This window comes from Frankia sp. BMG5.60 (assembly GCF_059428125.1).
Genome location: NZ_CM182091.1, coordinates 1,520,745 through 1,528,754 on the forward strand (window position 1 = coordinate 1,520,745; position 8,010 = coordinate 1,528,754).

4 protein-coding genes are annotated in these 8,010 nt (G+C 74.3%); 2 read left to right on the top strand and 2 right to left on the bottom strand.

Annotated features, from left to right (window positions below; all coding sequences use genetic code 11):
• Positions 1–244: 244 nt before the first annotated feature.
• Together AC5R91_RS06230 and AC5R91_RS06235 are read left to right on the top strand one after the other, a co-directional pair.
• Complete coding sequence (locus AC5R91_RS06230) at positions 245–2,512, top strand: Hsp70 family protein (RefSeq protein ID WP_495396175.1); 2,268 nt, start codon at positions 245–247, stop codon at positions 2,510–2,512.
• A gap of 263 nt (positions 2,513–2,775) precedes the next feature.
• Positions 2,776–2,922 carry a hypothetical protein gene (locus tag AC5R91_RS06235; RefSeq protein WP_495396176.1) on the top strand — a complete coding sequence of 49 codons (147 nt, stop codon included), beginning with the start codon at positions 2,776–2,778 and terminating at the stop codon, positions 2,920–2,922.
• A 39-nt stretch (positions 2,923–2,961) separates the two neighbouring features.
• Here the strand turns inward: AC5R91_RS06235 and AC5R91_RS06240 are convergent, their stop codons facing one another.
• Both AC5R91_RS06240 and AC5R91_RS06245 read right to left on the bottom strand, forming a co-directional pair.
• A complete protein-coding gene (locus AC5R91_RS06240) occupies positions 2,962–6,549 on the bottom strand; it encodes an AAA family ATPase (RefSeq protein WP_495396177.1) in 3,588 nt (1,195 codons plus the stop codon).
• 25 nt (positions 6,550–6,574) lie between these two features.
• Positions 6,575–7,879 (bottom strand): hypothetical protein, encoded by a 1,305-nt coding sequence (locus AC5R91_RS06245; RefSeq protein WP_495396178.1) that lies wholly within the window; start codon positions 7,877–7,879, stop codon positions 6,575–6,577.
• Positions 7,880–8,010: the final 131 nt, after the last annotated feature.

Consider the following 8,010-nt stretch of genomic DNA (forward strand, 5'->3'; position numbering starts at 1 on the left):
AAATGTAGGCGAAGGCGTTGTCGGTCGCCGCCGAAGGACATCAGCTCCCGTCCACCGGAACATCCCCGCGACCTGCCCGGTCCGCCCAGCTCAGAAGCCATTCCTCGACACGACGAGACCAGCCGGGGGCCGATGTTCCGGGGACGTACTAGACCGTGGTCTATACCCCAGGTAGCTTGCTAGAGGTAGACATTTCGGGAGGAACCATGCGATCGATCGGCTCACCCCGGCGGAGTCCGATCCGGTGACGTACGGCCTCGGCATCGATCTCGGGACCACCTTCACCGCAGTGGCGATCGGCTGGCCCGACCGCACGGAGATGGTCAGCCTCGGTAATCGCAGCATCGTCGCCCCCACGGTCGTCTACGCCGGCCGCGACGGGCACCTGCTGACCGGAGACGCGGCCGACCGCCGCGCCCTGCGGGAACCCGATCGGGCGGCACGGGAGTTCAAGCGCCGGCTGGGCGATCCGACCCCGGTGCTCCTCGGCGACGCGCCGTACTCGCCGGCGGCGCTGCTGGCCGCAGTGCTGCGCGACGCGGTCGGCAGTGCGATCCGGCTGCAGGGTGGACCTCCGCAGCAGATCGTCCTGACCCGGCCAGCCGTGTGGGGGCCCTACCGGATGGAGCAGTTCGACGAGGTCCCGCGGCTGGCCGGGCTGGTCGACGTTCCCCTCGTGACCGAGCCGGTGGCCGCGGCGACCTACTACGCCACCGGCCGACAGTTGTCCGACGGCGACGTCATCGCCGTGTACGACCTCGGCGGCGGCACGTTCGACGCCGCGGTGCTGCGGATGGAGGCGGGCCAGGCGCGGATCCTCGGCAACCCGGAGGGTATCGAATGGCTGGGCGGCGCGGACTTCGACGAGGCGATCCTCCATCACGTCGACCGGGAGCTCGACGGCGCCGTCACCGCGGCCGATCCCCGCGACCACGACAGCGCCGTGGCGCTGTCGCGGCTGCGCCAGGAATGTGTCCTGGCCAAGGAGGCCCTGTCCGCCGACGAGGACACGGTCATCCCGGTGTTGCTGCCGGGAATCCGTCAGGACGTCAAGCTCGGCCGGGCGCAGTTCGAGGAGATGATCCGACCTGCGATCGAATCCACGGTCGAGGCGCTGCACCGTGCACTGAGCGCCGCCGAGGTCAGGCCCGACGCCCTGTCGGCGGTGCTGCTGGCCGGCGGCTCCTCACGCATCCCGGTGGTGGCCCGGATGATCGAGGCGGCGACGGGGCGCCCCACCGTCGTCGACGCGCATCCCAAGCACGTCGTGGCACTCGGCGCAGCCCGGGTCGCCGCCGCGCTGCTGGCTCCCGCCGCCCTCCCGCCGCCGGCGCCGGCGGGGCCGATCACACCCCTCCCCGCCGGGCCGACCTCCCCCGCCGCGGCGGCTCCCCCCCTCGTCGCCGACTCCGGAGATCATGGGCAGGGCGCCGCCGGCCCGCCGGTCGGGGCCGCGGGGACGGTCGACCAGGACGGAACTCCCCCGGCGGACGCCGCCCCCGGTACCGGCGCCGGCGAGCCCGCGGCCGGCACGGACGACGACACCGGGCCGCCGGACGACCCCGGAGTCCAGGACCGCGAGGACCAGGACGGCCAGCGCCGCCGCCGAGGCCGAGGCAAGGACCGCGAGGAACGCGGCGAGGACGGGACGGCCGACCCGGCGAGGCGAGCACGCGCTCGGCGCCGACGGCAGATCCTCATCGGCGCCGTGGGCATCCTGGTGGTTCTCGCGGCGGGGGGCACCGCGGTGGCGCTGGGCGTCGACAACTCGGACTCCCCGGGCCTGGCCTCCCCCGTCGCCGTCCAACTGACACCGCAGCGCACCGCCCCGCCGACCGGGCCGCCGACCGGGCCGGCAACGTCGGAGGCCATCGACCTGACCAGTGCCGCGGCGGCCACCTCCGACCCGCCGACTCCGGCGGCCACCTCCGCCCCGGCAGGCGTCCCACCGGCCGCGGTCACTCCCGCGGGTCAGGCCAGCCGACTTCCGGCCAACCCGGCCAGGCCAGCTCCAGCCCCTTCGGTGGCCGCTCCGAAGGTGGCGCCGGCACCGGCGCCCGCGCCTGCCCCCGCCCCGGCCCCGGCCCCACGGGTCACCGCCGTCCCGGCGCCGGGGCCGCAGACCTCCTGGACGTTCGTCAACGTCTCGACCAGTCTGTGCCTGGACAGCGACGCCTCCGGGGCGGCCTACACGAAGGGCTGCAACGGCGGCGACTACCAGCGGTGGAAGCTGGTGCAGGCGAGTGGCGGATACCAGCTCAAGGACCTCGCGACCGGCCTGTGCGAAGGGGCCAGGTCGAACATCGGGTCGGACGGCACCAAGTACCAGGGCTCGGTGTACACCGCGGCCTGCGCCAGTCAGGCGAGCCTGGCCTGGAGCGTCGCGACCAACTCGTTCGGTTATCAGTTCACCAACGTCGCCACCGGGGAGTGCCTCGACAGCAACGGGCAGGGACGTGCCTACACCCAGGACTGCAACGGAGGGAACTTCCAGCACTGGTCCCGCGACTAGAGGCCGGTGACCTGATCCAGCCGACGGCGGACCCGGCATGAACGGCGCCGCCGTCGGGCCGTTCGGTCCCCACCAGGGCCGGTGCGGCGCCCATCCATCCACTAGTCCGGCTCGGCCGATTCGTTCGACCCGACCTCCTTGTGGCCGATCCCGGAGAGCCCTCGAGGGGATACCACGGCACGGTCATGCAGGGTCGTCGACGGCGGCGGCTTGAGTGGGCCGAGGGTGCCGAGGTATCGGCCGAGCGGAACGGGTTTCCCGGGATGCACGAGGGGGAGATCGGCCGCCGGTGCGGAGCGCGGGCGACCATCCTCGGGCAGCCTGGCGGTGAGCAGTGGACGGGCCAGCATGTCGGCGGTGAGCTGGCCCCCGATGCGGTCGCCGATGGCCCGCAGACGCTCCGGATCTGACTAGGCCGGTGAACATCCAGGCGACGTCCCCGGGATTCCTCAGCGGGCGAGAGCCGCCGTGACGTCGCCCGGGAGAAGGTTCTGCAGGTCGTCCACGGTCGGATCGGGCATCTTCCGCAACCGGCTCGCCTGCCGGGTGACGGCCTTGTCCAGAAGCTGGCGGGCGTAACGGCCGTTGCCGAACGTCTCGTCCCGGCGCAGCGTGTCGAAATGCTTCCGGAGGACCTGCAGGGTGCCGCCGTGCGGCTCGTAGCCGCCGGCCCGGGCGAGATTCTCGAAGATCGCCACCAGCTCGTCCGCCGAGTAGGAGGCGAACCGGATCTGATGGCTGAACCTGGACGCCAGCCCCGCGTTGCTCGCCAGGAACTGCTTCATGTCACCGGTGTAGCCGGCGGCGATGACGACGATCTCGTCCCGGTGATCCTCCATCAGCTTCACCAGCGTGTCGATCGCCTCCCGGCCGAAGTCGTTGCCCTGGCCGCCTGAGGACGACAGGGCGTACGCCTCGTCGATGAACAGGATGCCGCCGCGGGCCTTGTTGAACACCTCCGTCGTCTTCACCGCGGTGTGGCCGACGTACTGCCCGACCAGGTCGGCGCGGGACACCTCGACCATCTGCCCGGTGCGCAGGACGCCCATCGCGGCCAGCAGCTCGCCGTAGAGCCGGGCCACGGTGGTCTTCCCGGTCCCGGGCGGCCCGGCGAAGACCAGGTGCCGGGACATGGACGGGGCGGGCAGCCCGGCCTCCGCGCGGGCCTTGGCCGAGGCGATGAGGTCGACCAGGTCGGCGACCTCGCGTTTGACCTCGTCCAGGCCGATCATCGCGTCGAGCCGCTGCATCAGGGCGTCGACCACCTGACGCTGTCCCGCCGCCGCGTCCCGGCCGCGGGCGGCGGTCTCGGCCAGGTCCTCCGGCAACAGCCGGGCCAGCTCCAGCTCGGGGGCGTCCGGGGTGGTGGCCAGCCGGTACGCCTGGCGGCCCAGCATCTCCTCGAACACCTGGCGCGCGGCCCGGGCGTTGCCGAAGGTCTCCGTCCTCGGCAGGGTGTCGAAATGCCGGCGCAGGGCCTCCTGGGTCTCGTACTCCAACGCGTAGTGATGCTTGCGGCACAGCCGCTCGACGATGGTGACCAGCTCGGTGCTGGAGTAGCTCTCGAACTCGATGGTCTTGGAGAACCGGGAGGCCAGGCCGGGATTGGCGGCGAGGAAGGTGCGCATCTGCGGCGAGTAGCCGGCGACCACCACGACGAGCTCGTCGCGCCGGTCCTCCATCAGCTTCACCAGCGTGTCGATGGACTCCCGGCCGAAGTCGTGCCCGCCGCCGTCCGTCGGCGACAGGGTGTAGGCCTCGTCGATGAACAGGACGCCGCCGAGCGCCGCCTCGAACTTGGCTGTGGTCTTCACCGCCGTCCCGCCGACGTGCTCCGCGACGAGATCGGCGCGGGCGACCTCCACCATCTGCCCGCCGGGCAGCACCCCGAGGGCGGCCAGGATCTTCCCGAACAGCCGCGCGATGGTCGTCTTGCCGGTTCCCGGCGGCCCGGCGAAGACGAGGTGCCGCGACATCGGCGGCGCGTGCAGCCGGGCCTCCTGGCGCCGCTTGGCCACCTGGTGCAGCCCGACGAGCGTGGCCACCTCCCGCTTGACGCCCTCCAGGCCGACCAGCGCGTCCAGCTCCGCCAGCAGCGCGGTCACCGGGTTCGAGCCGCCCGGCGGGTCGGCGCCCGGCCCACCGCCGACGGAGCCCGGGTCCGGGCGGGAATGCTCCCGCTGGACGGCGATCGGACCGCCCGGATCCTCCTGCGGCGCGGCGGGAGGCGGTGAGCCCGCGGGGTTGCCCGACGCGGACGGCGGGGAGGGGTCCGGCATCCGGGTCGGGTCACCCCCCGCGGGGGAATGCGGCCGGTCCGCCGAGCGCGGTGCCCACCGTGAGGCGGCGTCGGCATCCCGATCGGCGGCGCCGGGGTCCGCGGGCGCCCAGTCGGCGGCGGCCCGATCCGAGGCGTCATGCGGGGGCTGGGGCGCGGGGTCGGCCACGCGGGCCGGGGGCGGCGCGGGGAGCTCGACGTTGTTGTGACCGGTCTCGACGCCGTCGATGCGCAGCTCCGTGGTGGGCGTCACGGTCCGCACCGCCTCCCCGCCGTTGCCGCGCATCACGCCGCCCTGGATGACGACCGGCCTGTTCGTCTCCACCAGCACCCCGGGCCCGGCGTTGCCGACGAGTTCGGCGTCGGAGACCGTCGCCTGGGTGCCGGGTTCGAGCACGAGCCCCGGGCCGGCCGTGCCGTGCACGCGGATGCGGGACAGGTTCGGGTGGGCGGCGTCGCGGACCAGGATGCCGGCGTCGCGCGCGCCGTCGACCTCGACGCCGGTGACCGAGGGACGCGCCGCCGCGGTGATCTCGATGCCGATCCGGCACTGCGTCAGCGTGGAGTTGTGCAGCTCGGTCGTGGCCGCCCCCGCCAGCCGGACCCCGGCCCGACTGGCACCACGCACGCGGCCGTCCTCGAACCGGCCGGCACCACCGGCGGCGTGCAGCCCGTAGGCGACGTCGCCGAGGTCGAGCCCGCCGAGCAGCGGCGCCGCCGAGCCCTCGATCGACACCCCGATCGGGCTGCCGTGGATGCGGACACCGCGCAGCCGGGCGGCCGACTCACCGAGCAGCAGGACGCCGACGTCGCCGCAGTCGGCGAGCTCCCCGCCGGTGAGGACCGGCCGGGCCGCCTCGTCGGCGACCACCCCGGCCGCGCCGCTGGCCCGCACGACGCAGTGGCGCAGTTCGGCGGCCGAGCGGCCGGTGGCGTGCAGCCCGTGGCCGGCCGAGTTCTCGATCAGGCACTCGACGAGGGACGGCGCGGCCTGCTCCACGGTGATCACGCCGTGTGCGGTCACCTTCCCCAGCCGGCACCGTTCCAGAACGGGCTGGGCCCGGCCGGAGACGTAGAGGCCGACCTGACTGCCGTCGATCTGGGTGTCGACCAGCCGTGCCCGGCTCTCCTGCTGCACGAGGACGGCGACACTGCTCGCCGAGCTGATCCGGGAGCCTTCGATCCGCGGTGCCCCGGTGCCGGTCGCCACGACCCCGAACCCGTCCAGGCCCGCGAAGGTGCAGTGCCGGAACGTCGGCGCCGCGCCGCCCGCCACCACGAGGGCGGGTCCGCCGGTCGCCTCCACGGTGACCTCGGTGAACTCGGCGACGCCGGCGTCGACCACCACCCCGGGACCGTGCGCGTTCTCGATCCGGCCGGCGCGCACCCCGACCCGTCCCCCGCGCACATGGAGGGCCGCGGACGCGGTGGCCTCGAGCTGGCAGTTGTCCAGCCCCAGCCGCCCGCCCGCCGCCTGCACCAGCGGCAGCTCCTCGTCGCCCCCGCGCACGGTCAGGTCCCGCAGCCGGATGTCACCGCCCGCGCACAGCAGGGCCGATCCGGTGGGCACCTCGATCACGACGCTGCCCGGCCCCTCCTCCGCGACCAGGACCACGTCGCGGGTGAAGACGAGCGACTCCCGGTACACCCCCGGCCGGACGGCCACGGTGTCCCCGGGCCCGGCCGCGACGAGCGCGCGCCCGATCGCTGTCACACACTCGGCGTCCGTGGCGGAGACGGACAGGACGGCTGCGGTCATCGCTGGCTCCTTGAGCTCGGGCAGGTCACGACGCGTCGACGGCGGCGAGGGGCTCCTCGTCCAGCAGCGCCACCCCCATCTGCGGCACGACCCACACCGCGTCCTCCTCCTGCCGCGGGTTCAACAGGTGCGCGAGCACCCGGTGCAGAGCCACCTCGTCGACCTCCAGCGACCCGTCGAGCGGCAGCGACTCGTCGAGCGCCGGGCCTCGCGCCTCGGCCACGTGCCGCATCAGGTCCGGGTCCGGGGCGAGGCCGTGCTCGTCCAGGTAGTAGCTGGTCGCGTCGGTCCACACCCAGCGGCCGTCCGTGCGAAACGTCATGGGTACCACCTCGCCGCGGGCCGGGTCGATGACGTCTGACATCAACGAGGAGGTGTCGAGGATCGGCACGCCGGCGTCCAGGTAGGCGAGCAGGTCATCACGAAGCCCCAGGTCGTCGATGCGCGGCCGGTCCGGGTCGAAGCTGGGGCCGTCGACCGGGTCGACCTCGTCGAACGTCCGGGCCACCGACACCTCGACGGCCGGTTCACGCGCCCACAGCAGGGCGCCAGACATCTGCGCGAGACGCTGGTAAGGGGGCGGTTCCTCGCCCGCTGTGCACACCTCCACCTGCGGTGCCGGTTCCCCGGCGGCCAGCAGCGCGGCCTGCAGCCGCGCCGCGATGGCGGCGGCCGGCTCCGACCGCGGCTCGGCCGTGACGACGAACACCCGCTTCGGCAGCGGCCACGACGACCCCGCGCCCGGAGTCCGCCAGGAACGCCACAGGCCGACGGCGGCCGGCTCCGCCCCGACCGCCTCGACGACTGCCGCCTCGACGGCGTCCAGCGCGACCGCCGCGTCCGGGGCGGTCAGGTCGAGCGGCAGCACCGCCGCCGGCCCACGCTCGTCCGCGCCGACGGAGCGGAACTGCCAGGCGCTCGGCACCCGCTCGCCGAGCGGCAGCGCGTCGAGCACTCCCACCACGTCGCCGTCACCGTCGCCCGCGCCGTCGCCCGCGCCGTCGCCCGCGCCGTCGCCGTCGCCCGCGCCGTCCTGTCCGCCGGCGGTCAGCTCCTCCCGGGCCAGCCGGATCTCCTCGCCCCCGAGGCTGAGCTGGCCGGCGGCCACCGCGAACGCGACCGCCCGCGCGAGGTCGAGCCGCCGGCCCGCGGCGAGCCAGGTGCGTGCCTCGGTGACCAGCTCGTCCGGCAGGTAGCCGGCGAGCCCGAGCAGCGCCCGATGCCAGGCGTCGATCATCGCCGCGTCGTCCCGGACACTGATCACGGTCGCCCCGACAGCCACCGTCACCTCACCGGCCTCGGCGGCGTTCACGCCTCCCACGTCGGTCATCTCGCCTCCCCGCCTGCGTGAACCGTGCTCGCCGGACCGCGGCGCCGCCGCGGCCATGACGGCCGACGCAGCCCCTGTCGAGAACACGACGGGCGGGGGTCGGACGGTTCAGCCAGAGGCCCTTTCCGCAG

Excerpts from the sequence above, each read along its gene's own strand:
- AC5R91_RS06240 (WP_495396177.1), bottom strand. The coding sequence starts at position 6,549 with ATGACCGCAGCCGTCCTGTCCGTCTCCGCCACGGACGCCGAGTGTGTG.
- AC5R91_RS06235 (WP_495396176.1), top strand. The coding sequence starts at position 2,776 with ATGCACGAGGGGGAGATCGGCCGCCGGTGCGGAGCGCGGGCGACCATC.
- AC5R91_RS06245 (WP_495396178.1), bottom strand. The coding sequence starts at position 7,879 with ATGACCGACGTGGGAGGCGTGAACGCCGCCGAGGCCGGTGAGGTGACG.